This window comes from Pseudoalteromonas sp. BSi20652, from assembly GCF_000239855.1.
Lineage (GTDB): Bacteria > Pseudomonadota > Gammaproteobacteria > Enterobacterales > Alteromonadaceae > Pseudoalteromonas.
Window position 1 is genome coordinate 1 of the sequence record NZ_BADT01000123.1, and the last position, 23,798, is coordinate 23,798.

Sequence of the window (23,798 nt, forward strand, 5' to 3'; positions counted from 1 at the left end):
TTTCTACTTAGCTCTTCAAGTTCATTTTGGGTTTGTGGCACCTCTCTAAAGTTGCAATCGGTTAGTGGGCAAATTTCGTCAAAGTCGTAAAACACAACTCGCCCCCATCGCGTTACGCCAAAGTTTTTCATTAGCATGTCGCCCGGAAATATATTAGCACCGGCTAATTCTTTAATTGCTTTACCGTAGTCATGCATCACTCGTTCTAAGGTTTTGTTATCGCATTGGGTAATATATAAATTAAGCGGGGTCATTTTACGCTCAACATAAACGTGCTTTAAAATAAGTGCCTTGCCAGATATAACCATACTGCTGCCAATTTGGCTTTTCATCTGCTCAAGCAGTTCATCGCTAAAACGGCTTAAATCAAACGCTAAATATCTAAATTCGTGTGTGTCTACCAAACGACCAACCCTATCGGCTTGTTTTACAAAGCTATACTTTTTTTTCACTTGTGCTTTGGTAGCTGTTTTTGGGGCACTAAATTTGTCTTTAATTACTTTATAAACGTAATCTAGCCCTTCAATAGTAAATACCAGCATTACCATACCGGGCGTCCCTGGTGCTGTAACATACTTAAAGTTAGCTGGGCTATTTTTAGTCGTATCAACCTTGTATCGATAAAACTCAGTTTTGGCGTGCTTTATAAAACCAATAGCGTTAAATAATTCAAAGCGTTGTTTGTGTGGCATTAACACACTTAAGTAATCTACATAACGGGCAGGCTTATCGGTATCAACCATAAAATAGGTGCGTGCAAAACCAAATAATAAACTTAATTGATCGGCGCCCATCATTACAGCATCAAGCTTTAGCCCTTCATCGGTATTTAAAATAGCGATAGCAAAAGGCATATTGTCGCCATTTTTAGCAATACAACGGCCAATTAAATAACAGGCTTTGTTTCTAAAAAATAATGAGTTAGCGTATTCAATACACCCGTCGTTTAAATTTATAAGTTCATACACCTGTTTGCATTGCTGCTTAGCGCCTTGCATTAACGTACTTTGTAATGTGGCTACATCGCGTTCTAACTGACTAAACGGCACTCTAAATACTTGATTAGTGATAAGCGTTTTAACAGCGTTATTAAACCCATTATGTAGCGATACCCTGCTCACTAAGCTTTCATAAGAGCGCGGCTCACTACGATACTTTGCTTTTAATACAAACAAATGCACAGTACGAATTTTTTTATCGTCCCAAATTGCCCCAAACGTTGAGTTAAAAAATGTATGCGCTATGGGTTTATTTTCGTGATTTTGTACCATATCGCCGTAAATATTTTTAGCTAACTGCCACATTTGCGGGCAAGTAAGTTCAGCGTAAGCAATAACTCTCACGGCTTCACTCACGTTTTTTACTTCGCGCTCATACACTTGTAAACGTTCACGCATAGCACTTTGTACACTGTGATACTGTCGTTGCTCAAACCGGCTTTGTGCACCCAGTGTAATATTTAAAAATTGCGAAAACATCGCCTCAAATCCAGCAAAAACAGATCGTGCAAGCTTGCTGGCAATAACGTTTTGCAGCGTATTATTAGATTGATTTTTTGGCCTATTTTGCATAAATACAGCACTTATATTGATGCCAGTTATGGCGGTTATTTTTTATTAATTGTTTACACCTTAGCAAGCAGGCTTTAATTTAGATAATTAATACAGCATATAAATAGAATTTATTGGGCGTATTGACCTTTCGAGGTTAATTTTGCAGCCGTGTATTTGGTTTTTAAGCAAGGCAAAGTACATGTAGTGTGGTTACTCCCCATAAATGTACTTTAACGCTGCATAAAGGCCAAATACACACTGCCCATAGGGTTCTTTCTAGGGACAATTAACTCTTTGTTACTCGATTTTTACTTAGCCCACTAGGTGGCAAACCTAGCGCCGCAATTAAATTGCCCCTAGATTGAACAAATTTCAACCCTGAAAGGCCAACACGCCCATATGAATATAAGAAACGTCGACCTCAACTTGTTAGTTTACTTAAATGTACTCATCGATGAAAAAAGTGTTTCAAAAGCTGCCAATAAACTCGCGCTTACGCAACCGGCTATGAGTAACGCATTAAAACGTTTGCGCGATTTATTTGACGACCCGCTACTTGTGCGTGCCGCAGGCTCTATGACGCCAACGGCAAAGGCACTTGCATTAAAGCCTGAAGTTGAGGCCCTATTAAAAATGGCTGAAGCTATTACGCAGCCTAGTGAGCAGTTTAACCCTACAACGGCTGAAGTTACGTTTAGAATAATGGCAAACGACTACATAGAGTCGACCTTAATAGCCCCTTTTATAACTGCGCAGCTTAGTAAAAATCCCGGTATTAATTTTGATGTATTAAGCCCAAGCGACGTAAACCTGCAAGACATGGAAAAAGGCACTATTGATTTAGCAATAAACCGCTTTAATGGCCTACCACGCTCGTTTCATCAAGCCAGTGTGTGGCGAGATAATTACTGTTGTTTAACCCATCCTAAAAATACATTTTTACAACAATCAGGGTTAGACGACTACTTACAAAAAGAACATATTTGGGTAAACCGTGCCGGCTGGGGGCCAGAGGCCGCTGTTACTAATAAATCGGGAAAGCAAAAATTAGGCTGGGTAGACGAAGCCCTTTGGCAACTAGAACAAACCCGTAAAATACGGGTTTTTACTCGCCACTACATGGTTGCAAGCCTGCTTTGCCAATCAGAGCAACTTATTGCCACCCTACCACGTCGCCAAGCTAAATTATTGACCTCTCATACTGATTTAGTAATCAGCCCTGTACCATTTCAAATAGTGCCTATTGAAGTAAAAATGATATGGAGCCCACTGCTGCACCATGCCCCTGCACACCAATGGTTAAGACGTGAATTATTAGCGTTTGCTAAAACGATTGCAGATAGATAAATTAAATACAGATATGTTGAGTTATAAGTTTCGAACAAGCTCGGTTTTATACAATAACTTCAAATGGAGAAAAAATGGATAGTGCATCAATAATTGCGTGGAGTGTTTTGTTCGGCGGGATAGGTATTGGCTACCTTACTTACGGGCGAAGAAAAAAAGCCGTAGTGCCTCTTTGTATTGGTTTATCGTTATTGGTATTTCCGTACTTTATGACCAGTGTAAGTATGCTCTTGATTGTAGGCGCTATTTTAGTGGCTATTCCCTACTTTATTAAAATCTAACATTACTACTGTTATTGCAATTGTTATGGCTAAATAAAATACACAAGAAAATAAAAAAGCGCCATGGTATTCAACTTTGGGAAAATACCATGGCGCTTTTGGAAATCGTCGATATAGGAGTCTACCTACATAGTATAGTTAGCAAGCTTAGTACCAACTTCATAAAAAAATTAAAATCCAATAAAAACAATTAACTAAGATTCCTTCTTTATTCCTCAATTACCCCCTTGTTCCAGTTTTGTGCACACCTTCACCGCATTGCACCAAATTAATTAGTATTATTTAGATATGTTTTCTATTTTTTATTTAGTTTTAAAACTTACTATTGATAAAATCAATATCAGTTATTGAAAACAACAATTTTATTAATAATACACTTAGCGCTAGAGTGAAGTTAATCCAACAAACTAAGAGTAATTATTATGACAACAGCTTCTTTCACACGCCAAGACGGATTATTCATCGATGCTAACTTACATCAGTTCATTGAAGAGCAGTTATGCACAAAAGCTAACAGCACTGAAACTTACCAAGCATTAGCTACTTTAGTTGATGAGTTTGGTTGTAAATGCCGTAAAACAAAACATCAACCAAATGATGTATTAGAAGTGGATACATTGCTAAGCGCATACCAACTTAAAAACCACCCACTTTGCCATTTTGATGCACAAACTACGGAAGCCGTTTTAGACGAATATTGCTGCCAGGTTCCTGCCATTATAGTTGTTGCGTTAATGGATACGCTTAGTGGTACGCAGTGCGATGAACCTCAAGCACATGAGATTTACCATCGTGCAGCGCAGTTAACCAACCGCCCTTGTATGCACAGAGTAAAAACTGCCTCAGCAGCTTAATAATGGATGTATTTAAAAGTGCTCGATAACCTTCTTTGCAAAGCCAGTACACGTTAAGGTTGTCGAGTTATGAATACTTGAGTTATCGCTCTGCCCTTGAGCTAAATCAAAGGTTACTTCACCACTTTTAAATGTTTGCTCTAACGCATTTTCAATGAGTAATGCGGCTTCGTCCCATCCCATAAATTTAAGCATTAATACCGCACTTAAAATACTGCTACTTGGGTTTGCTTTATTTTGCCCTGCTATACGTTCAAACGTGCCATGAGTAGGCTCAAAAAATGCGACATCGTTATTTAAATTTGCAGCAGGCATTATGCCAACACCACCAACTTGTGCGCTCAGCATATCCGCTAAAAAGTCACCATTTTGGTTAGTCGTCACCACTACATCAAATTGCTCTGGGTGCATTAAACATTGCTGCAGCATGTTATCGGCTATGACTTCTTTAATAATTAAGGGCGCTTGGTGTGCTCGCTCTATTTGCAACCAACGCCCATTTTCATGTGCGGTGGCATTAAACTCGTTTTGTGCAAGTACAAACCCCCAACGCTTAAATGCCCCATCGGTAAATTTAAGTACATTACCTTTGTGTACTAGCGTTAATGATTCACTATCGTTTTTAAGTGCATAGTTAATTGCAAAGCGCATTAGTCGCTCAGAGCCTTCTTTAGATATATTTTTAATACCAATTCCGCACTCTTGTGAAAACCTTAGGCGGGTTACGCCCATTTCTTCACATAAAAAATCGAGCATTTTTTCACTTTCTACACTGCCTGCTTGCCACTCAATACCTGAGTACACGTCTTCGCTACTATCACGAAGCACTGTTATGTTTGTTAAAAAAGGGTTTTTTAAAGGAGAAGGGAGTGCACTAAAACCTTTTATAGTGCGCATATTTACAAACAAATCCATTTCTTGCCTGAGTGCAACATTAAGCGATCGAAAGCCACCACCCAGCGGTGTGGTTAACGGCCCTTTTATGGCAATTTTACAGGCACGTACCGCGTTAATTGTTTCTTGTGGAAACCAATCACCGTCATACAGCTTTGCGGCCTGCTCGCCATTATAAACCTTCATCCAATGAATTTTCCGTGCGCTTTTATAACAATGCTCAATTGCACTATCAACAACGTGGCGCATTACCGGCATAACATCTAGCCCCACGCCATCACCATCAATAAAGGCAATGATAGGTTCTAACGGTATTTGCCAATGTCCTTGTGCATCAATAGTGATATTTTGGCCGTGCTCAGGAACTTGAATATGCTGATACATCATGGCTAAAACCTAACTTAATATAACGATTAATTGATTAAACCATGCTTAGCTAGGAGTGTCTGTATTTGTACTTTTATAGTTACTATCATTTTAAAAAATAAAGAATTAGCCGTGATTATTTATCTATTTAGTTGGTCTTGTATGTTAACCCTGGCGTACCAGTTATTAAATTACAGTGGAGCATTTTAATGAAATTCTTTTTTGTACTGCTACTATTAATCAGCGCTTTTAACGCATTAGCGGTTGAAGTAGTTATACATAACCTTAGCTCGCTCTCAAGTAATGCTCAAAATACGGTGTCTACATGGGTTAATCAAAGTGTTGAAAAAACACAAAATACACTGGGACCTTTAAAACAAACCACATTGCCTATTTATTTAAAACCGCAATACTTTGCTTTTGAACCCGTACCTTGGGCTACAGTTAAGCGCAATAACCCCGATGGGCTTGAGCTACATATAGATCTCTACGCCAGTTTAAATGCATTCACTAAAGATTGGACGCTATACCATGAACTTTCGCATTTATATTTGCCGCTACTTCCTTACTCCGGTTTTTGGCTAAGTGAGGGTTTTGCCAGTTATATGCAAAACGTAATAATGCGTGACAGCGGTATAATCACCCAGCCGCAATTTGTACAACGTTTAAATGCAGGATTTGATCGTGGCCGCCTGCAAACCAAAACTAAAACACAGCCACTCAATAAGCTCTCTGCCGATATGTGGAAACAACGAGCCCAGCAACGTGTTTATTGGACGGGTGCGGCTTTTTTTGCACAGGCCGATTTGGAGCTACAAAAACAAGGTTTATCTGTCGCGGGTATAATAAAACAGTATCAAGTATGCTGTAGACCCGCTCGCTCTAGCGCGAAAACCTTTATAAAAGAGTTAGATAAGCTATCCGGCAGTAGCGTTTTTACAACGCTGTATGCAAAATATAATACCCGTACTGATTTTCCTGATATTAATAAAAAGCAGCTAAACACGCTTTAACGGCTGCTCTGCTTTATATAGTTACTATATTCAGCAAGCCCTTGCTCATTAAAATTGGTTGAGTACTTGTTCATAAAGCCATGCAAAATATTGGTTTTATAACACTTAACATCCGCTTTGGTGCTTAAAGCTTTAATAACTTCATCAACATTAAAGTGACTCTCATTTGCTGGAAATATGAATTCACAGGGTACGTTTGCATCTAACGCTAAATAATTACGAATTTTCGACGGATAAAAGCCAATTAACTTTTTAAGGTGTGTATTGCCTGTTAATAACTGTGCCCGCCATGCTGCACTTGCCCCTGCACTAAACGCAATACAAGTGGTGGGAACTTTTAAACTCTCAAAGCATTTTTGAAGTTTGTCGGTGTATTTATCATGGCCGCACTGCTGTATAAAATCATTGCAACTATCTTGTTCACTTTCAATAGCTTGAAACTTGTTATTGTAAGGGTCAACAATCACTAAATTTGAACTAATTACCTGTGATAACTTCCTTAAAGCAGGGGTTAAACCATAAATATCACTCACTATTAGGTAATTCATACTTATCCTTTGGTAACTAAAAATGGGCTTTGTAAGCAGTTGATAAGATTTATTATAAATATTTTTACAAAAATAGCTTGCACACAATTTATATATAAGTTACCTTCCCTCTCTGGTTTAAAGAAACCGCCGCGGTTAACCATTTACCCTGATCCAGTAAGCCCCGCAAAACGTATATTTGAAAGCTAAGTTATTGTACGGCGAGAACCCCTTGAATAATACCGAGATGATTTTTTACTATCATCGCAAAAGTGTCATAAAGATCGTCAACACTGTAATGAAGCTAAACACAACATCGTTAATTTATTGACTGCAATTTGCTGTAAAAATATAGCGCAGTATAAATAACAACAATAAAGTGAGTTTTATTATGTCTTATAAATATAATGGGTCTATGATCCAAATCGCACATCCAGTGCAATCAATTTCAGTAAACAAACATCGTGTAATATTCAGCGATACACAAGGTTTAAAAAATGCATTGTTTCAAAAAGCGAGTGATGCACGCCAGTTTGTTAAGTGGCTAAAAGCTAACTAAGCAGCACACAACTTTAATTGCCCTTTTATTATTGCAATTAATGATAAGATATTATGCCAGCCTTGTTGCTGGCATTTTACTTTCTAGTCCCTTATTGGTTACAATAGTTTTACAATAATAATGACTAGTAGCTGTTGTAATGCTCCGTGTATTTTTAACTTTTCTTATCTTTTGTTGTTTAAGCTCACTAAGTAATGCTAAAACCATAAATTGGTTAACGCACGACTTTGCACCCTATTATATTTTAAACGGTCAATATCAACATCAGGGCCGTGACGAAAGCATAATTTCATTACTTGAAAAGCAACTTCCTAATATTACCTTTAATCGAATGATCATACCTTCAGGTAAAGTAATTCAAGAACTGTCTAATAATTCACATAATGCGTGCGCGTTATCGCTTTATAAAAACGATTACAGGGAAGAGCATATTTATTTTACAGACGAGAGCTCAACAACAGGTCTTTCTCCTTCAATAGCAATGCATAAACGACTCGCCGATGCGCTAAATATAGCTGACTCAAATAAAGTGTCATTATTAGATTTAATACAAGAAAAAAAACTAACTCTGGGAGTCTCTATGAGCCGCTCTTACGGCCAAGAGATAGATTCCTTAATAAACACTACACCCACTATAGATCTAGTAATAAGACCTACGCGCGATAGCTTAGCAAGCCTTACATATATGCTTAATCTAAAACGAATAGATATTTTATTGGGTTACCCGAGCGAGCATTACTATTTAGCTAAATTAATGAATTTTGATAAAAACCTCACACAGCGAGCATTAATCGAATCCCCCGATTTAAGTTATGGTTTCATTGGGTGCACAAAAAACGAACAAGGTGCAGAGGATATAGCGCTTTTAAACGAACAACTAAAAAAATAAAACACACTAAACAATATAAGCAAATACTTCTAAGATGGTTACCAAAGCACTTAAGGCCACTGCTAGAAAAGAGAATTTTAGAAGCACAAACAAAAAACGCCACATAAGTGGCGTTTAACTACCTAATATAATAATTACTGGCGAATACCTTCAATAAATAAGCCAATATCTACATGAGTAGACGCGGGCCCTAAGTTATAGTCAATACCATAATCAGCAAGTTTTAGACTTGTTTCACCCTCAAAACCAACACGGTAGCCACCCCATGGATCTTTACCTTCCCCGACTTTGTCTATTTCAAACGTAATCGTTTTAGTTACACCGTGGAGCGTAAAGTCACCGGTAACGTTACCCGAATCTTCGTCACTAAATTTAATACTCGTACTTTTAAAGGTGGCAGTAGAAAACTTATCAACATTTAAAAAATCTTTACCACGTAAATGTTTATCACGCTCGGCATGGTTTGAATCTAAACTTGTAGTGTCTATATTTACCATAATTTTTGACGCATCAGGATTTTTAGCATCGTAACTAAATGTGCCGTCAAAAGTATTAAAACGACCATGTAACCAGCTGTAACCTAAATGTTTAATTTTAAAATTTACAAATGCATGAGCACCTTTTGTATCAATTACATAATCGGCTGCATCCACAGCCGTTGGCGACAGCATCGTTACAGCAGATAGTACTGTGCTTAATAATAATTTTTTCATTTTAGTCATCCTTTAATGGTTTGATCATTCTAACTAAGGTTTTATCTTTATCGATAAAGTGATGCTTTAATGCACCAAGTACATGCAATATTACAAATCCAATTAGTGTACACGCACCGTAATAATGTACTTTTCCTGCAATATCGGCTTGGTCATCAAAGGTAAAATCAAGCGCTGATACATTAAATAAAGTAAACACTTCTATTGGTCGCCCGTCTGCGGTTGAAATTAAATAGCCTGCAACAACAATAACAGCCAGTATAATATACATAACAATATGCGCCGTATGTGCTAATTGGTTCATGCCTTTACTTTCACCTAATGGTTTAGGGTGAGTAGATAAAGCACGCCATAAAATTCTAAATAAAAATACGGCCACAAGCGTAATACCAATACTCTTATGTAAATCGAGTGAGCCTTTATACCAGCTATCGTAATAAGTAAGCTCAACCATATATAAACCTAAACCAAACAGGCCAAAAATAGTCAGCGCCATGAGCCAATGCAAAATAATGGCGACAAGTCCGTAAGATGAAGGTGTATTTTTAAACATGTGTAACTTCCTATAATGCTATGGCGTTACAATATAGTGCACAGCCGTAAATGAAAATAACATTTACAAACACTTTACGTGCGTATACGCACAGAACTATGTTAGTTAACCTTAACTATGGATAATAAATCTATCTTAAACAGGTCGTTTTATAGGGTGGATTGTTCGCTTAGGTTGACATAAATTAAGCTCTCAGGGCTCACTTGCAAACAGGTAACAAGCCCTTCTTTAATGAGCTCAAGCATAGCTATGAAACTAACCACTACACCACTACGCCCTTCATCAGCCGTAAAAAGCGCATTAAATACCACCGCCGAGTTTGCTTGCGATAGCTGCTGTAATATTTGGCTCATTCTTTCTCGGGTAGAGAGTACTTCGGCAGTAATTTGATGATGTTCAAACGATTTTGCGCGCGCCATTACATCACTCAGCGCCAACATTAAGTCTTTAAGTTCAATATCGGGGAGATTTTGACTTGTATCTTCACTTATTGGCATAGCGGCATGCGCTATAAAAATATCACGCCCAACACGGGGGATATCATCGAGGTTTTCGGCGGCTTGTTTAAACAGCTCATACTCTTGCAGGCGTTTAATAAGCTCAGCGCGAGGATCATCTTCCTCTTCAAGTTCTTGGTGTACAGGGAGTAATAAGCGCGACTTAATTTGCGCAAGTAACGCAGCCATTACTAAATATTCACCCGCAAGTTCGAGTTGAAACTCGGTCATCATTTCAACGTAACTTACATATTGCTCTGTAATACTAAAAATAGAAAGCTCGAGTACATCAAGCTTATGCTTTTTAATTAAATAAAGCAGTAAATCGAGCGGGCCTTCAAAGGTTTCTAGTATTATTTCGAGCGCATCGGGCGGAATATATAAGTCTTCTGGTTTGTCTACAACCGCTTTACCATGCAAAAAAGCCAGTGGCAGCTTTTGCTGCACTGGCTTTTCACTACTTTTTGTATCAGCAGTACTTTCGCTCACTTGTTATTACTCAAACGGGCTTGTATCACCACAGCCAACACGCAATATTTTAATTTCATCTTCCGACAAATCGATTACCGTGGTTGCTTGCTCGGCCAAGTGGCCACCGTGAATAATTAAATCAACGTGTTTATCTAATCGCTCTAATATTTCATCAGGATCTGATTCTGTAAACTGCTCTCCGGGTAAAATCAAAGAACACGACATTAACGGCTCGCCAAGTTCGGCAAGTAACGCACAGGCAATTGGGTGTTCAATTACACGCATGCCAATGGTTTTTTTCTTATCGTTTAATAAACGTTTAGGGACTTCTTTTGTGCCTTTAAAAATAAAGGTATATGGCCCTGGCGTATTATTTTTTATTAACCTAAATAGCTGGTTATCTACGCGTGCGTAAGTAGATAGCTCCGATAAATCACGGCAAACTAGCGTAAAATTATCGTTTTTTTCAATACCACGAATACGCTCTATGCGCTCTTTGGCTTGCTTATTACCAATGTTACAACCAATGGCATAACCCGAATCTGTTGGGTAAACAACAACGCCGCCTTGTTTAATAATATCAACGGCTTGACTAATTAATCTCGGTTGCGGGTTATCTGGATGAATATGAAATAATTGACTCATGTTAATGCCCCTTCTTGTGCTTCCCAAGCTTGCCAAACACCTTGGCAGTCTTTTGGAAGGTATAAATTTTTGCCAAGCTCTAAATAGCTTGTCGGAAAATGAAAATCAGAGCCTTGAGAGCAAAGTAATTTGTACTCACGGCTGAGCTCACCTAGAAATTGGCGTTCACTTGGTGCCTGTTGAGGTTGTGCAACTTCCATTGCGTCTCCTCCTACACTTTTAAATTCTACTAATAATTTGCGTAGCCACTTGTTTGACATTTGATAGCTACTTGGGTGCGCAAGTACAGCAACACCACCAGCGGCATGTATTGCCTCTACAGCGGTTTGCATGGTGCACCAGCAACTAGGTACATAGCCTGTTTTGCCGCGCCCTAAGTACTTTTTAAAAACACCCGGGAAATTTTTAGCTACACCGCGCTCAATAAGGGCGCGTGCAAAATGTGCGCGCGTTATTTGCGCGTCTTTTGCCAGGTCTTTAGCTTGCTCGTAAATGCCATCAAAGCCATTTTTTGCAAGTCGAACACCAATTTCTAGCGCACGCTCTTCCCGTTTTTGCTGCTGAGCCGATAATAAAGAGGTAAGGTCAATATTATTAATATCAATATTTAAACCTACAATATGAATTTCGAAGCTTTCCCATTTGGTAGACACTTCGGTACCCGTTATTAATGAAAGCGGTAAGTTTTCTGCTTCAATAAATTGCTGTGCAGGCTTAATAGCTGCCACAGTGTCATGATCGGTAATAGCAAACACATCAATATTTTTATCAACAGCGCGATGCAATAATTCTTCAACCGTTAAACGCCCGTCTGAATGTGTGGTATGGCTATGTAAATCATATTTTATCAAAAGAAAACTGCTTAAAATTAAGGGTTACTGGTGTTTATGTAAGTATAACAACTTTTTTGACTAAATTGTTTTAAATAAACACTTGACACAAAAGCATAAGATACGTTTTACTGTAGCCACTTTGAGACACACTAAGAAATAACAACAATGATCAATTCAAACTTAAACACTATTTGGTGGTGGCACTCGTAATTATCGGGTGATGAATTGTCGTGTCTAACAAAAATTCAAAACCCGCAACTATGCGGGTTTTTTTATAACTAAATTTTACGAAACGTATACGTTAAAAATATTTAATAAATTTTGAGGCAGAAAAACATGAATAACGGTCTTACTCTTACACATCGTTGGTGGTGGCGCCTGATATAGCGGGACGGTAATGATCTGTTTGTAATTTAGATATCGTTATTCAAGCCCCGCATTGCAAAAGCATTGCGGGGTTTAATTTTTTGAGGGAATGAGGTTTGATTTTTAGTCATATAACTACCACACCAGGCGAAGTAACAAGCATAAAACAAGTACGCGACTATATTAGTAGCCCTCTTGCATTATATGCGGCACTTGATAAGCCTAACTCACTACTGCTTGAATCGGCTGAGATTGATTCTAAAGACAGCGTTAAGAGTTTAATTTTAGTCGACTGTGCCCTACGCATCGTATGCCAAGGTAAAGCAGTCACCGTTACTGCACAATCTAATAATGGTCAACAACTACTTAGCTATTTGCAAAGCAATGTAAAAAACTGCGACGCAACTTTGGATGGTGCAACACTTACCCTGTGTTATTTAGACACTAGCGGTGATACTGACGAAGCAAGCAAGTTAGTTGCAGATAATGCATTTAGCGCTCTTCGTACGTGTATTAACAGTATTAAAAGCACAACTAACAACCCATTTTCGTTATTTTTAGGCGGTGTATTTGCCTACGACATGGTGGCAAATTTTGAACAATTAAGTGATGTACCTGACGGCGAAAACACCTGTCCCGATTACGTATTTTATTTAGCCGAAACCTTAGTTATTATTGATCATCAAACACAAACAACTGAACTCATTGGTAATGTATTTAACGGTCCAGACGCACACGCTAACTGCTTTGAAGTAGGTAAAGAACTCGAGCGCTTAAATACACTTTGCGATAACGCAGCAGAGTTTAGCGCACCAATGCAAACTGGTCAGTGTGATGTAAGTGTTGATATAAGCGACGACACATACTGCGAGCAAGTTGTTAAACTTAAAAAGAACATTGTAGATGGTGATATTTTTCAGGTCGTGCCATCGCGTACATTCTCTTTGCCGTGTCCTGATTCTTTGCATGCTTATAGCCAATTAAAAAAGCAAAATCCAAGTCCGTATATGTTTTATATGCGCGATAAAGATTTTGTATTATTTGGTGCATCTCCAGAGTCAGCGCTCAAATACACAGTGCAATCTAAACAGGTTGAAGTGTACCCAATTGCTGGCACTCGCCCACGTGGCAAGTTTGCTAATGGGAAAATAAACCCAGACTTAGATAGCCGTATAGAACTTGAACTAAGAAACGATCAAAAAGAACGCGCCGAGCATTTAATGCTTGTCGATTTAGCCCGTAACGATGTAGCACGTATTAGTGTTGCAGGTACTCGCTTTGCTAAAGAGCTATTAAAAGTAGACCGTTATTCGCAGGTAATGCATTTAGTGTCACGTGTTGTAGGCACGCTTAAACCAGAGCTTGATGCACTGCACGCCTATCAAGCATGTATGAACATGGGCACGCTTGTTGGAGCGCCAAAAGTTCGTGCAGCTGAGCTTGTTCGTCAAACAGAAGGTAAGCGCCGTGGTAGTTATGGGGGTGCCGTAGGCTATTTAACGGGAGATGGCGCAATGGATAGTTGCATCGTTATTCGCTCAGCGTTTGTTAAAAATAACATTGCCTACGTACAGGCGGGTGCCGGTGTGGTATTTGACTCAGATCCAATTTCAGAAGCAAACGAAACTCGCGCTAAAGCACAAGCGGTTATTACCGCCATAAAATCTACGTATAAGGCGGTATAGAATGAGTAAAGCGAATCCTATAAAAATCTATTTTTTAGATAACTTTGACTCATTTACATACAACCTTGTGGATGAGCTAACAATGCTTGGCTGCGAACTTATTGTATACAGAAACAACATTAGCGCCGAGGTTATTTTTAATAAAATGCGCCAAGAGCAAAGCCAAGTGCTATTAGTACTTTCGCCGGGTCCCGGCACACCAAGTGATGCAGGCTGTTTAATGGAGCTTATTGAGCTATCTAAAGGTCACTTCCCTATGTTGGGTATTTGCTTAGGCCAACAAGCATTAACACAAAGTTACGGTGGAGTAATCGGTCACGCCGGTGAAACCGTACATGGTAAGTCTTCAATTATTAATTTAGGCGAGCATCCTGTATTTGATGGTATGGGCAATACAATGCCTGTGGCACGTTACCATTCATTAATGGCAACAAAAGTACCTGAAAATATTGATGTTATTGCCCAGTACGAAGATATCCCTATGGCTATTTATCATCATGATGACAATGCATTAGGTTACCAGTTTCATCCAGAATCAATACTAACGCCAAACGGCGCAATGCTACTTCAGCAAAGTGTCGCTTACTTAACACGCGCTAAATAAAAGAGGACATTATGAGTACACAACCAGAACAACCCATAAATGTTCAACTCGCTATTGAGCAACTAATTACTGGGCAATCATTAAGCTACGCAGATGCAAAAGCGCTGTTTGATGAAATAATGCAAGGTAACATGAGCGAGATAGAGCTAACCGCCCTACTTATAAGCCTTAAAATTAAAGGCGAAGTAAGCGACGAAATTGCAGGTGCTGCAGCTTCAATGCGCGAAAACGCCGTTGCTTTTACCACCAGCAGTACGCAACTTGCTGACAGCTGTGGCACTGGCGGCGATGGTTCAAACACGATTAATATAAGTACAACGGCTGCCATTGTTGCCGCCGCTGCCGGTATTAACATGGTAAAACATGGTAATCGCAGTGTATCGAGTAATTCAGGCTCTGCCGATTTACTCAAAGCGCTGGGCATAAATATAGATATGAGCCCAGAGCAAGCTGCAAAATGTCTTGAGCAAACCAATTTTACCTTTTTGTTTGCACCGCACTACCACAGTGGCGTGCGCCATGCGATGGGCGTGCGTACAGTGCTTAAAACACGCACTATTTTTAATATTTTAGGCCCGCTTGCTAACCCAGCTGCACCTGATGTGCAATTACTAGGTGTGTATAACGAAGCGTTATGTATGCCAATGGCACAAACGCTTAAAACTCTTGGTACAAAGCGCGCTATGATCGTTCATGGCTCTGGCACTGACGAAATAGCCCTACACGGTCCAACTACAGTTGTTGAGCTTAATAATGGTAATATTACCCAATATACGCTTAACCCAAGTGACTTTGACCTTGCAAACTATTCACTCGAACAGCTCGCTGGTGAAGGTCCGCAATACAACGCAAAAGCAAGCCTTGCTATTTTAGAAGGTAAAGGTATGGATGCACACAACGCTGCGATTGTGGTTAACGTTGCGGCATTGTTATACCTAACGGGTAAAGCTCAATCACTAAAACAGGCTGCACTACAAGTACAAACATTATTACGTTCAGGGCAAGCCATGAACACATTAAATAAAATTATTGAGGTAAGTAATGGCTAACGTATTAGACAAAATCGTTGCTGATAAAAAATTAGAACTGATTGAACGCAAAGCCGCTCGCCCGCTTGAAAGTTTTAAAGATCAAGCAGTGCCAACGAGTCGTGATTTTTACAAAGCACTTGCAGCTCCCGGCACACAGTTTATTTTAGAATGTAAGAAAGCATCTCCATCAAAAGGATTAATTAGAGAGCCTTTTGATTTAACAGAAATAACATCGGTTTATAAAAAATACGCTACCTGCATGAGCGTATTAACTGACGCTAAATATTTTCAAGGTAGCTTTGATTACCTCGAATTTGTACGCAGCCAGGTAGAGCAACCACTTATCTGTAAAGACTTTTTTATAGATGAGTATCAAGTATACATGGCACGAATTTATGGTGGCGACGCTATATTACTGATGCTTTCGGTACTTGACGATAAAAGCTATAAAGCACTGCACGCAGTTGCCGATTCGCTAAACATGTCGGTATTAACCGAAGTAAGTAACGAAGAAGAAGTACATCGTGCACTTGCCCTTGATGCACAAATTATTGGCATTAATAATCGTGATTTACGCGATTTAAGCACCGATTTAGCGACAACTGAAAAACTACGCAAGCTTATCCCTAATGACAAAGTGGTTATATCAGAATCGGGTATTTACACCCACCACGATGTAAAACGTTTAGCCCCATTATGCGATGGCTTTTTAATTGGCAGCTCACTAATGGGCGAGCACGATTTAGAAAAAGCATGTCGCCGTGTTATTTTAGGTGACAATAAAGTATGTGGTTTAACACGTACTCAAGATGCACAAGCCGCATATGAAAACGGTGCTAATTACGGTGGTTTAATTTTCATCCTAAATCGCCGCGCTATGTTGATTTAGATTGCGCAAAAGAGATAAGCCAAAGCGCACCACTTTATTTTGTAGGTGTATTTGTTGATGCCCCAATTGAGCAAGTTGCTCAATACGCAAGTGTGCTAAAATTGGCGGCAGTTCAATTACATGGTCAAGAAAGTGACGATTACATCGCTTCTTTGCGTACACAGTTACCTACCGGTTGCGAGATTTGGAAAGCACAAGCAATTAAAGATGTATTGCCAACCCCTGTAAATGGTGTTGATCGCCATCTTTACGATACGCACAGCGATACACAAGCTGGCGGTACTGGTAAAGCATTTGATTGGTCAGTGCTAGAAGATGCAACTACACCGTTTATGCTCGCTGGAGGCTTAAATCCAGACAATATTAAAGATGCGCTTTTTAAAGGTGCCTTAGGCCTTGACTTAAACTCAGGCGTTGAAGAATCTGCGGGTAAAAAGTGCCCTAACAAATTACATAATGCTTTTACAAGCATCAGAAATTATTGAGGTTAAAATGCAAAATCCAGCTTATTTTGGCGAGTTTGGCGGTATGTTTGTACCCGAGCTACTTGTCCCTGCGCTTAAGCAGTTAGAAAACGAATTTAACAAAGCACAAAAAGATCCTGAATTTCAGGCAGAGCTAAGTAAATTATTAAACGAGTATGCGGGTCGTCCTACGCCACTTACTTTAACGCGTAATTTAGTTAAAAATCCAAAAGTAAAACTGTATCTAAAGCGTGAAGACTTATTACACGGTGGTGCACATAAAACAAACCAAGTACTTGGTCAGGCGTTACTTACTAAGCGCATGGGTAAAAAACAAGTTATCGCTGAAACAGGTGCTGGTCAACATGGTGTTGCCACTGCACTTGCATGTGCATTACTGGGTTTAAAATGTCGTATATATATGGGTGCTAAAGACGTTGAACGTCAGCAACCTAACGTATTTAGAATGAAACTTATGGGTGCAGAAGTTATACCGGTAACGGCAGGATCTGGCACATTAAAAGACGCCGTAAACGAAGCTTTGCGTGACTGGTCAGCAAACTATGAAGAAGCGCATTACCTATTAGGCACAGCCGCAGGTCCTCACCCATTCCCAACAATTGTACGTGAGTATCAAAAAATTATTGGTGAAGAAGCAAAACAACAAGTACTTAAAGCAGAAGGTCGTTTACCTGACGCTGTTATTGCCTGTGTTGGTGGTGGTTCAAATGCAATTGGTATGTTTACCGATTTTATTGACGAGCCAAGCGTTAAATTAATTGGTGTTGAACCTGCTGGTAAAGGCCTTGATACAAATGAGCACGGTGCAACAATTTGTAAAGGTACTAAGGGCATATTACACGGTACTTATACGTACATTATGCAAAATGATGATGGCCAAATTGAAGAGTCTTACTCTGTATCAGCGGGCCTTGATTACCCAGCTGTTGGCCCTCAGCATGCATTTTTACATGAAACAGGTCGTGCGCAATACGTCGGTATTACAGATACAGAAGCGCTTGATGCGTTTCAATCGCTGGCTAAAAACGAAGGTATTATTCCAGCACTTGAATCAAGCCATGCGATAGCTTATGCACTTAAATATGCAGAAGAGCAAACCGAGGAAAGTGTTATCGTAATTAACTTAAGTGGTCGTGGCGATAAAGATTTAGCACACGTTCACAATGTACTATCTGAAAGAGGTCAGCTATGAGCCAAGTAAATACGGATCGTTACGGCAAAATGTTTGCAGCGCTTAACGAGCAAAAACAAGGTGCGTTTGTACCATTTGTGACTATTGGTGATCCGGGCAAAGAGCAAAGCGTTGCGATTATTAAAAGCCTAATTGACGGTGGCGCAGATGCGCTTGAACTTGGTATTCCATTTTCAGACCCTATTGCAGATGGTCCTGTGATTCAAGCGGCTAATATTCGCGCGCTTGACGTAAATATTAATACCCAAGATTGTTTTGATATTATAAAAGAAATACGCCAGTACAATGCCGACATCCCAATTGGTTTATTATTGTATTCAAACCTTGTTTTTAAACGCGGCGTAGAAGCGTTTTATAAAGATGCAAAAGCGGTAGGTGTAGACTCTATTTTAGTGGCTGATGTGCCTCTACATGAGTCTAAAATGTTCAGAAAATCAGCAATAGATAATGGCGTAGACCCAATATTTATTGCAACACCTAATGCAGATGACGATACGCTTCGTCAATGCGCCTCTTATGGTCGTGGATATACTTACTTACTGTCGCGCGCGGGTGTAACCGGTACCGATACAAAAGCACAAATGCCTGCAGGTAACATTGTCACTAAATTAAAAGAATACCATGCAGCCCCTGCTCTTTTAGGGTTTGGTATTTCAACACCAGATGATGTAAAAGCGGCACTTAAAGCCGGCGCAGCAGGTGCTATTTCAGGCTCTGCTGTAGTTAAAATTATTGAAGCTAACCTTGATGATTTAGACGCAATGACAACGCAGTTAAAAACCTTTGTTAGTGAAATGAAAGCCGCAACCGCATTATAAAAAGTGTAAATTTACGCATTAAAAAAGGGCATTTAAAATGCCCTTTTTGTTTTTTACCAAACGTTTTTTAATAACCAAGCGTTTTAAAAACCAAATTAGTGAGCTTGGTGTTTACCCTCTAAAATCTCTTCAATAAATTTAGCATTAAATGCTTCTAAATCTGCTGGGCTTCGGCTTGTTACTAAACCTTTATCTACACATACTTCTTGGTCAACCCAATTAGCGCCTGCATTAATTAAATCGCTTTTAATACTAGGAAAAGAAGTAATAGTACGGTCACGCAATTTATTAATTTCAGCTAACAACCACGGTGCATGACAAATAGCAGCAACCGGTTTGTTTTTTTCTGCACCGAAAAAACCATCGATAAACGCTTTAGCGTCTCTGTCTTGGCGTAAACTGTCTGGGTTAAATAAACCACCAGGAAGCATAAGTGCGTCGTAATCAGCGGGGTCTGCATTTGTGACTAGTTTATCTACTGTTACTTTATCGCCCCACTTGTCTTCATCCCAGCCCGTAATTTGGCCTTCTTTAATTGATATTATTTCGATATCCGCACCGGCATCAAGTAATGCGCTGCGTGGAGATAAAAGCTCACTTTGCTCAAATCCGTCAGTGGCTAAAATTGCAATTTTTTTGCCTTGTAAACGTGTGCTTCTTTGTAATGTACTCATTGAGTGCTCCTTATCTTCTTAAAAACATGTTCGTAACACTCTATAAGAAGCATAATGCATGCCGAGACCAAGTAACTGAAAGTAATGAACTTAATTAAATTAAAGTTTTTAATGCTCTGTAAATCATTTAGACAACATGAAAAAAATACACAGCACATAAAGTAATTTATTTATAAAAAGATTAAGGAATGATCAGCTTTAGATACAATCCTTTAGCGCTTTAGCTGGTTTAAATACCGCTTTATTTGCGCCTTCTATTTCAATAGCAGCGCCTGTTTGCGGGTTACGCCCAGTACGCGATGGATAGTAACTTAGTGCAAATGTACCAAAACCATTAATTTGAACCTGATCACCCTCAGAAAGCGATTTAGTAATTACTTTTTGTAAACTGGTAAGTGCTGCTTGAGAATCTTTTTTTGTTAATTTACTTTTGCATGCAATGGCAGCAACAAGTTCTGCTTTGTTCATTTTAGGCTCCTAAATACACGCCAAATCAGTGTTGGTTAAGCGTGGGAATATGATGATATGAAAAATACCAAACCAAATTGGCAATAAAGCCACGCAGGCTAAGGGTTGCAGAGCAACAAGTCAACCTTGTAGTTCATTAGCTTTGTGTGGTAAAAAGCCTGTGACTTTTTTTTGTATAATTTAGGTAAGCTATGCACGCATTAATTGAATACATCCCACTCATACTGTTTTTTGCAGTGTTTAAGCTCGTCGATATTTATTGGGCTACCGGTTTATTAATGGCCACTACGCTCATTCAAGTTGCTTATAGCTACTTTAAACACGGCTCCGTGCCAACTCGTCAGTGGATATTTTTTGGCATTGCTGCTGTATTTGGTACGTTAACGCTGGTACTTCATGATGAGCAATACATAAAATGGAAAGCAACACTCATATACGCAGGTTTAAGTTTAACGTTACTTGTTAGCCGTTATGTACTTAAGAAAAATCTCGTTAAAAAAGCGCTTAGTTCAATACTCGAAAGTGCTAATGATACAAAACAAGCCATTGTTGTCCCAGAGCCATTATGGAACAACTTAAATTTAATGTGGGTCGCTATCACCGCGGGTATCGCGGCACTTAATATATATATAGCCTACACTTTTTCACTCGACTTTTGGGTTAACTTTAAGGTGTTTGGCTTAATGGGTATTACTTTTGTTAGTATTTTTGCCACTATTATTGCCTTGTACAAATACCTTCCTGATGAAGAAGAACCAGCAAAGTAAGTTTTTCTTGTCATAAAAATGTCGTCTTAGCTTGATAGTTTAATAAAAAACGTATGTTGAGACGACCTTGAACGCCAATCAATATCGCTGGTTTGAATTTACCCTGATTTTTATTTTGCTACCCTTGCTAGGTTTTGGCTTACGAGAGTATTTAGCTAATTGGCTGGTTCCTGCGCTTATTATACTGATGAGTGTGTGTTGTATGCTGCTACTGAGCGACCCGCATTTTAAACGTTTTAGACTTACAAGCCTTGGGCAATTTTCTGCTGTTAAGAGACGTTTATTTAGCTTCTTCTTTTTAGGCGCGCTTTTCTCGGGTATGTTTTACGGCATTATCCACCAAGGCAATTGGTTTGTCCTTCCTCGCACTTCGTTTAATGATTGGCTTTTACTGTTGGTGCTGTATCCAATACTGTCGGTTATTCCTCAAGAATTAATATTCAGAACGTATTTTTTCCATCGCTATAAACGCATCATGCCAAAAAAAGCAGTCCGCATTATAGTAAGTGCGAGTGTATTTGCATTGGCGCATGTTGTGTATGCAAACTGGATAGCAGTAGGGTTAGCATTTTTAGGCGGGATGCTATTTGCTTACACCTATGCACAAAGCCGTTCAACCTTTGTATGCGTTATTGAGCATAGTTTATGGGGGCTTTGGATGTTTACACTGGGGCTTGGCAGCTACCTCGACTCAGGCGCATTTAATTAGGCTGTGATGATTTCCATAATAGCGGGTTATAATGCATAAAAAAGCCGCGACAAGCGCGGCTCTAATAATTTTATTTGCATTTAAAAACCAAATATTTTTAAATCAAAAAACTTAGTCGCGACCGTGTTTATAAAAATCACTAATAAGATAATTGGAATAAACGTTGAAAGCGAAAAGTTAACGTACTTTTCCATCAAGCTTCCGGCATAATTAGGCGAACCCAAGCTTAGCTCTTGTGTTAAACGTGCTTTTTTCCAGCGGTACATTACAAACAAACACACCATTAAGCCATTAAGCGGTAAAATGGTGTCGTAAAATACATCAACAATAATATCAAAAAAGCTCTTGTTAACGCCGCCATAATTAGTGAACGATGTAAGGCTGTCAATCATACCAAACGACATTGTACATAAAATAGTAAGTACACCGGTTGAGAGTGTAAGGATACCCAATGCTTTTTTACGGCTAATACCTTTACGGTCACTGAGTGTTGCTGTCGGTACTTCTACTATTGAAACAAGTGAAGTAATCGCTGCAAAAAATACTAATAAGAAGAATGAGAACGCAACAATAGATGCACCTATATAACCAATATCATTTTGCAGTGCTAATAATATTTTAGGAAGGTATACAAAAATCATTGATACAGACGAGTCAGAAAGCGCTGATGGGTCTGTGTTTGGATCAAAGCTAAATATAGCGGGTAACACCATTAGGCCTGCTACAAACGCAACCAATGAGTCGGTAATAGCAACCATTTTAGCGCTACTTACAATGTCGTCCTTTTTAGAAATGTACGACGCGTAAGTCATTAATATACCCATACCAAGCGATAGCGAAAAAAACGCTTGGCTTAATGCGCCATTAAGCACACTTGCACTCATCTTAGAAAAATCAGGAATAATGTAGTATTTAACACCGGCCATTGCGTTATCAAGCGTTAATACATAAGTAACTAAGGCAAGTAGCATGACAAGTAAAGCTGGCATTAAAAATTTAGCGGCTTTTTCTATGCCTTGTTTAACACCCCCTAACAAAATTAAATTAACAATAATAACGACAACGGCCATGTAACCAAACACGGTGTAACTATTTATAAAAACACCAAAGTGGCCAGGATCAGCAAGTAAATCTAAATTACCAAGGCCTGTTTGCGTCAGGTAGCCAAAAATCCACACGGTAATTACCATGTAAAATACAGCAATCATAAATGGTGTTAACACGGCTAAAAAGCCTGCAAATTTCCATTTTTTGTCGTTATTTGCTAATAGCTTGTAAGAGCCTAGAGGATCTTTTTGCGCGTTACGTCCCATTGCCATTTCAGCCATCATGACTGGTAAACAAATGAATACGACAAATAAAGCGTAAATCAATAAAAATGCGCCACCACCATTTTTGGTAGCAGAAACAGGAAAACCAACTAGATTACCAATACCCACAGCCGAGCCGGCTGCCGCTAGTATAAATCCGAGACGGGAACTAAATCGTTCTCTATTATCGCTCATTCATAAAACCTTTTTATTATTTTGTATATTCCAGCGACTCTACCAGTGTTACACAGAGATTTTCAAGCAATTACAGCTTAAAAATAAAATCGAAGTGTAAACCTGTGTAAATACGCTTTTAATTCACCAATTTTCAACCCTGTGGTAGTATTGCGTTAATCAAATTTAACAATTTTTATGAGATTCCTTATGTTGTACATGATTCACTCAACAGATGTTGAAAACAGCTTAGAGCTTAGAAAAGCAGCACGCCCGGCACATTTAGCACGCCTTAGTGAGCTTGATTCACAAAACCGTTTATTTACTGCAGGTCCGTTTCCGGCAATTGATAACGAAGACCCTAAAGAAGCAGGTTTTACTGGTTCATTAGTTGTTGCTGAGTTTGAATCAATAGAAGCAGCTCGAGAGTGGGCAGCAGCTGATCCTTACGTTGCCGCTGGTATCTATGAAAATACAATTGTTAAACCTTTCAAAAAAGTGTTCCCTGCTTAAAAGTGTATTAAACCCTAAGAGCGTGCGTTGCACTGTAATTCAGGGTTTGTTCACAAGATTTTAATTAAAATTACTAAGATAAAAGCGAATTTAGCGTTTTTACTTGAATTTTAGTAAC

The 23,798-nt window shown here is 39.1% G+C and carries 24 protein-coding genes and 2 pseudogenes; 15 read left to right on the forward strand and 11 right to left on the reverse strand.

The annotated features are described in order from the left end of the window. Nucleotides 1–1,571 (reverse strand): bifunctional isocitrate dehydrogenase kinase/phosphatase (gene aceK / locus P20652_RS18295; protein ID WP_033017545.1); only part of this gene is annotated, 1,571 nt, incomplete at its 3' end. 381 nt (nt 1,572–1,952) lie between these two features. Between aceK and P20652_RS07980 the strand changes: the two genes are divergently transcribed. From P20652_RS07980 to P20652_RS07970, 3 genes are all read left to right on the forward strand, one after another. Beyond that, entirely contained in the window at nt 1,953–2,900 is a 948-nt protein-coding gene (locus P20652_RS07980; RefSeq protein ID WP_008138369.1) for a LysR family transcriptional regulator, read from the forward strand. 74 nt (nt 2,901–2,974) lie between these two features. Continuing rightward, nucleotides 2,975–3,181: a hypothetical protein gene (locus P20652_RS07975; protein WP_008169332.1), complete on the forward strand. Its 207-nt coding sequence runs from the start codon at nt 2,975–2,977 to the stop codon at nt 3,179–3,181. A gap of 422 nt (nt 3,182–3,603) precedes the next feature. Then, the gene (locus P20652_RS07970) at nt 3,604–4,035 is read left to right on the forward strand and encodes a hypothetical protein (protein WP_008169335.1); all 432 of its coding nucleotides are present in this window, start codon (nt 3,604–3,606) and stop codon (nt 4,033–4,035) included. Between the two features lie 12 nt (nt 4,036–4,047). Here P20652_RS07970 and icd read toward each other — a convergent pair whose 3' ends face one another. Further along, nucleotides 4,048–5,316: an NADP-dependent isocitrate dehydrogenase gene (icd, locus tag P20652_RS07965; protein ID WP_008169337.1), complete on the reverse strand. Its 1,269-nt coding sequence runs from the start codon at nt 5,314–5,316 to the stop codon at nt 4,048–4,050. Nucleotides 5,317–5,504: 188 nt separating this feature from the next. Between icd and P20652_RS07960 the strand changes: the two genes are divergently transcribed. Then, nucleotides 5,505–6,308: a hypothetical protein gene (locus P20652_RS07960; RefSeq protein ID WP_008169338.1), complete on the forward strand. Its 804-nt coding sequence runs from the start codon at nt 5,505–5,507 to the stop codon at nt 6,306–6,308. On the opposite strand, the gene P20652_RS07955 is transcribed toward P20652_RS07960, so the two are convergent. Then, nucleotides 6,305–6,856: a hypothetical protein gene (locus tag P20652_RS07955; RefSeq protein ID WP_008169341.1), complete on the reverse strand. Its 552-nt coding sequence runs from the start codon at nt 6,854–6,856 to the stop codon at nt 6,305–6,307. The genes P20652_RS07960 and P20652_RS07955 overlap by 4 nt on opposite strands. Nucleotides 6,857–7,226: 370 nt before the next feature. Between P20652_RS07955 and P20652_RS20485 the strand changes: the two genes are divergently transcribed. Both P20652_RS20485 and P20652_RS07950 read left to right on the forward strand, forming a co-directional pair. Further along, nucleotides 7,227–7,394 carry a hypothetical protein gene (locus P20652_RS20485; RefSeq protein WP_002961566.1) on the forward strand — a complete coding sequence of 56 codons (168 nt, stop codon included), beginning with the start codon at nt 7,227–7,229 and terminating at the stop codon, nt 7,392–7,394. A gap of 139 nt (nt 7,395–7,533) precedes the next feature. Then, a pseudogene (locus P20652_RS07950) lies at nt 7,534–8,390 on the forward strand (transporter substrate-binding domain-containing protein). A gap of 27 nt (nt 8,391–8,417) precedes the next feature. On the opposite strand, the gene P20652_RS07945 reads toward P20652_RS07950, so the two are convergent. The 5 genes from P20652_RS07945 to P20652_RS07925 form a co-directional block, all read right to left on the reverse strand. Further along, complete coding sequence (locus tag P20652_RS07945) at nt 8,418–8,996, reverse strand: YceI family protein (protein WP_008169347.1); 579 nt, start codon at nt 8,994–8,996, stop codon at nt 8,418–8,420. A gap of 1 nt (nt 8,997) precedes the next feature. Further along, the gene (locus P20652_RS07940) at nt 8,998–9,549 is read right to left on the reverse strand and encodes a cytochrome b (protein WP_008169349.1); all 552 of its coding nucleotides are present in this window, start codon (nt 9,547–9,549) and stop codon (nt 8,998–9,000) included. Between the two features lie 149 nt (nt 9,550–9,698). After that, nucleotides 9,699–10,535, reverse strand: coding sequence for a ScpA family protein (locus tag P20652_RS07935; RefSeq protein WP_008169351.1), 837 nt, complete (start codon nt 10,533–10,535; stop codon nt 9,699–9,701). A gap of 6 nt (nt 10,536–10,541) precedes the next feature. Further along, entirely contained in the window at nt 10,542–11,162 is a 621-nt protein-coding gene (locus P20652_RS07930; protein WP_008169353.1) for an L-threonylcarbamoyladenylate synthase, read from the reverse strand. After that, on the reverse strand, nt 11,159–12,013 hold the full coding sequence (locus P20652_RS07925; protein ID WP_008169355.1) for a PHP domain-containing protein: 855 nt from the start codon (nt 12,011–12,013) through the stop codon (nt 11,159–11,161). Before P20652_RS07925 ends, P20652_RS07930 begins: the two co-directional genes overlap by 4 nt. Before the next feature lie 464 nt (nt 12,014–12,477). Here P20652_RS07925 and P20652_RS07920 point away from each other — a divergent pair, with 464 nt between their 5' ends. The 6 genes and pseudogenes from P20652_RS07920 (at nt 12,478) to trpA (ending at nt 19,065) form a co-directional block, all read left to right on the forward strand. Continuing rightward, complete coding sequence (locus P20652_RS07920) at nt 12,478–14,046, forward strand: anthranilate synthase component 1 (RefSeq protein ID WP_008169357.1); 1,569 nt, start codon at nt 12,478–12,480, stop codon at nt 14,044–14,046. Between the two features lies 1 nt (nt 14,047). After that, nucleotides 14,048–14,650 (forward strand): aminodeoxychorismate/anthranilate synthase component II, encoded by a 603-nt coding sequence (locus P20652_RS07915; RefSeq protein ID WP_008169359.1) that lies wholly within the window; start codon nt 14,048–14,050, stop codon nt 14,648–14,650. A gap of 11 nt (nt 14,651–14,661) precedes the next feature. Then, on the forward strand, nt 14,662–15,699 hold the full coding sequence (gene trpD / locus P20652_RS07910) for an anthranilate phosphoribosyltransferase (protein WP_008169361.1): 1,038 nt from the start codon (nt 14,662–14,664) through the stop codon (nt 15,697–15,699). Next, a pseudogene (gene trpCF, locus P20652_RS18300) lies at nt 15,692–17,055 on the forward strand (bifunctional indole-3-glycerol-phosphate synthase TrpC/phosphoribosylanthranilate isomerase TrpF). Before trpD ends, trpCF begins: the two are co-directional and overlap by 8 nt. Before the next feature lie 7 nt (nt 17,056–17,062). After that, entirely contained in the window at nt 17,063–18,247 is a 1,185-nt protein-coding gene (gene trpB / locus P20652_RS07905; RefSeq protein ID WP_008169367.1) for a tryptophan synthase subunit beta, read from the forward strand. Then, entirely contained in the window at nt 18,244–19,065 is an 822-nt protein-coding gene (trpA, locus tag P20652_RS07900) for a tryptophan synthase subunit alpha (protein ID WP_008169369.1), read from the forward strand. Before trpB ends, trpA begins: the two co-directional genes overlap by 4 nt. 95 nt (nt 19,066–19,160) lie before the next feature. Here the strand turns inward: trpA and P20652_RS07895 are convergent, their stop codons facing one another. Both P20652_RS07895 and P20652_RS07890 read right to left on the reverse strand, forming a co-directional pair. Further along, nucleotides 19,161–19,739 carry a type 1 glutamine amidotransferase domain-containing protein gene (locus P20652_RS07895; RefSeq protein ID WP_008169371.1) on the reverse strand — a complete coding sequence of 193 codons (579 nt, stop codon included), beginning with the start codon at nt 19,737–19,739 and terminating at the stop codon, nt 19,161–19,163. Nucleotides 19,740–19,937: 198 nt separating this feature from the next. Then, nucleotides 19,938–20,207: an HU family DNA-binding protein gene (locus tag P20652_RS07890; protein WP_008169372.1), complete on the reverse strand. Its 270-nt coding sequence runs from the start codon at nt 20,205–20,207 to the stop codon at nt 19,938–19,940. A 191-nt stretch (nt 20,208–20,398) separates the two neighbouring features. Between P20652_RS07890 and P20652_RS07885 the strand changes: the two genes are divergently transcribed. Together P20652_RS07885 and P20652_RS07880 are read left to right on the forward strand one after the other, a co-directional pair. Continuing rightward, a complete protein-coding gene (locus P20652_RS07885) occupies nt 20,399–20,974 on the forward strand; it encodes an inner membrane-spanning protein YciB (protein ID WP_008169373.1) in 576 nt (191 codons plus the stop codon). A 67-nt stretch (nt 20,975–21,041) separates the two neighbouring features. Continuing rightward, on the forward strand, nt 21,042–21,683 hold the full coding sequence (locus P20652_RS07880; protein WP_008169374.1) for a CPBP family intramembrane glutamic endopeptidase: 642 nt from the start codon (nt 21,042–21,044) through the stop codon (nt 21,681–21,683). Between the two features lie 80 nt (nt 21,684–21,763). On the opposite strand, the gene P20652_RS07875 is transcribed toward P20652_RS07880, so the two are convergent. Next, nucleotides 21,764–23,188 carry a sodium-dependent transporter gene (locus P20652_RS07875; protein ID WP_033017546.1) on the reverse strand — a complete coding sequence of 475 codons (1,425 nt, stop codon included), beginning with the start codon at nt 23,186–23,188 and terminating at the stop codon, nt 21,764–21,766. A 189-nt stretch (nt 23,189–23,377) separates the two neighbouring features. Here P20652_RS07875 and P20652_RS07870 point away from each other — a divergent pair, with 189 nt between their 5' ends. Then, nucleotides 23,378–23,680, forward strand: a complete 303-nt coding sequence (locus P20652_RS07870; protein WP_033017547.1) for a YciI family protein — start codon at nt 23,378–23,380, stop codon at nt 23,678–23,680. Nucleotides 23,681–23,798: the final 118 nt, after the last annotated feature.